3 protein-coding genes are annotated in these 2,416 nt (G+C 60.2%); 1 reads left to right on the top strand and 2 read right to left on the bottom strand.

What is annotated here, in order from left to right; translation table 11 throughout:
• Window positions 1–1,223 (top strand): mercury(II) reductase (gene merA, locus JNL55_RS32325; protein WP_293864424.1); only part of this gene is annotated, 1,223 nt, incomplete at its 5' end.
• A 522-nt stretch (window positions 1,224–1,745) separates the two neighbouring features.
• On the opposite strand, the gene JNL55_RS32320 is transcribed toward merA, so the two are convergent.
• The gene (locus JNL55_RS32320) at window positions 1,746–2,078 is read right to left on the bottom strand and encodes a YnfA family protein (protein WP_293864422.1); all 333 of its coding nucleotides are present in this window, start codon (window positions 2,076–2,078) and stop codon (window positions 1,746–1,748) included.
• Window positions 2,072–2,416 (bottom strand): MerR family DNA-binding protein (locus tag JNL55_RS32315; RefSeq protein WP_293864420.1); only part of this gene is annotated, 345 nt, incomplete at its 5' end. The genes JNL55_RS32320 and JNL55_RS32315, both read right to left, overlap by 7 nt.

The raw sequence follows: 2,416 nt of genomic DNA, 5'->3' as shown, positions 1-2,416 counted from the left end.
ATGCACGCAAGGCGAGTCCCTTTGATGCAGGGATCAGCGCCAGTGTGCCGCAGATCGACCGCAAGCTCCTGCTGACGCAGCAGCAAGCTCGTGTTGAGGAGCTGCGTGCTGCGAAGTACGAAGCCATTATCGAGAGCAATCCCAACATCGCTCTGCTGCGCGGCGAAGCAAGCTTCACGAAAAGCAACACGCTAAGTGTCGTGCCCGCGGATGGTGGGGTGCAGACAGTTGCCTTTGATCGCGCCTTGATTGCGACCGGTGCGCGCCCGGCCATTCCACCGATTCCCGGATTGACGGGAACGCCCTACTGGACATCGACCGAGGCACTCGTGAGTGAGACGATCCCGCCGCGCCTGCTGGTGATCGGTTCCTCGGTCGTCGCCGTGGAACTGGCCCAGGCGTACTCGCGACTCGGCAGTCAGGTGACCATCATCGCCCGCAGCACGCTGCTCTCTCGCGAGGATCCCGCTATTGGCGACGCCTTGGGGCAGGTGTTCGCGGATGAGGGCATTCAGGTCTTGCGCCAGACTCAGACGCACGCCGTCGCGTGTGAGAACAACGAGTTCGTCCTCGATACTTCCGCGGGAACACTGCGAGGTGATGCGCTGCTGATCGCCACCGGCCGCACGCCCAACATCGAAGCACTGAACCTCGATGGCATCGGTGTGAGAACGGGCAAGGGTGGCGGGATCGCGGTCAACGAGCACCTGCAGACCAGCGTGCCTCATATATATGCAGCGGGCGACTGCACCGATCAGCCGCAATTCGTTTACGTGGCCGCCGCTGCCGGTTCGCGGGCTGCCCAGAACATGACCGGCGCTGAAGCGACGCTCGATCTGCGCAGCATGCCGGCGGTGATATTCACGGATCCGCAGATTGCAACCGTGGGCCTGTCGGCAGCCGAAGCGCATCTCAAAGGTATCGAGACCGACAGCCGTCTGCTCACGCTCGACAACGTGCCGCGCGCGCTCGTCAACTTCGATACGCGCGGCTTCATCAAGATAGTCGTCGAGGCCGCGACCGGCAGGTTGTTGGGTGTGCAAGCGGTCGCGGGCGAAGCCGGTGAGCTGATTCAGGCGGCAACGCTGGCCATTCATCACAATATGACTGTGGCGGACCTAGGCAGCCAGCTCTTCCCCTATCTCACGATGGTGGAAGGCCTGAAGCTCTGCGCCCAGACCTTCACCAAAAACGTGAAGCAGTTGTCCTGTTGCGCGGCGTGAGCCTGGAATTGACGCATGCCGCGGAGTGAGAGGATGTGACTGATGCCGGAGTCTTGTGCGCCACCTGACTTGGTCAGGAACTCCAAAACAATGCTACTACTCTGGGCGCTGCCCGTAGCGATGATCTTCCTGACGGGCTACACCGGCAGCGGATGGGTCATGACGATTGGTTGGACGCTATCGCTGAGTGTGATGGGGGCGGCCTGTCTCGTGAACGCGCGTGGCTGTGGGCGGATACACTGCTACTTCACAGGGCCATTCTTTTTGCTCATGGCGGTCGTCAGTCTCCTTCACGGTCTACAGGTGCTGTCGCTCGGGCCGCATGGCTGGCGCTTCATCGCTGCAGGATTGGCGTTGGGCAGTTTCCTGCTCTACGTGGTACCTGAATGGCTTTGGGGCCGTTATCGCCGCGTACGAACCGCAACGCACGGGTGCTAGAAAGCCCACATCCTCGCCGCTGCGCCTCATTCGCTCGCATGCGAGACGAATAGGATTACGGATTGCCCGGTCAGTCGGTACTCGTCAGGCGCGCCAGCCGCCAAAAACGATAATTCCCATGCCAAGAAGCGCAACGGCGGCGCCACCGATATCCCAAGATGTGAGGCGCACACCATCCACTTTCCACAGCCACAGCAGCGCAACAGCGATGTAGACCCCACCATAAGCTGCATAGACGCGACCCGCTGCGGCGGGATGAAGAGATAGAAGCCAAGCGAAAAACGCTAAGCTCAAACCAGCGGGCACCAGCAGCCAAGGCGAACCGCCTTTCTTAAGCCATAGATACGGCAGATAACAGCCGACGATTTCTGCGATCGCAGTCAGCACGAACAGCAGGAAGGTCTTGGCGATCAGCATGAGCAACCGCCCTTGCCGAGCGCGGCCTTCGGATTGAGTGCGTCTGCATGAGACAAGGTGCAGTCCTCGATCCGAAAACATCCGCACGTCAATCCGAGTTCAAGCGCCGCCTTCATGCGCTCGACTTTTCTAGAGAGGGCATCGAGTTCATCAATTTTTTTTCGGGCGAGCTTCTGCCAACGTGCGCTCAGCGGCGTGCGTGCATCGAAGCCATGGAACAGCACTTTGATTTCGTCCAACGTAAAGCCTGCTTCCTGCGCAAACCGCAGCACATCGATTCGCTTAATCGTGGTCGCGTCGTACACACGACGCCCATTGATGCGAGTGGCCTTCTGTAG

The organism is Steroidobacter sp., from assembly GCF_016790065.1.
Taxonomy (GTDB): Bacteria; Pseudomonadota; Gammaproteobacteria; order Steroidobacterales; family Steroidobacteraceae; genus Steroidobacter.
The sequence above is the reverse complement of the archived record's forward strand: the minus strand, read 5'-3'. Positions and strand labels throughout refer to the sequence as shown.

Coding starts and splice junctions, on each gene's coding strand:
- JNL55_RS32320 (WP_293864422.1), bottom strand. CDS start 2,078: ATGCTGATCGCCAAGACCTTCCTGCTGTTCGTGCTGACTGCGATCGCA.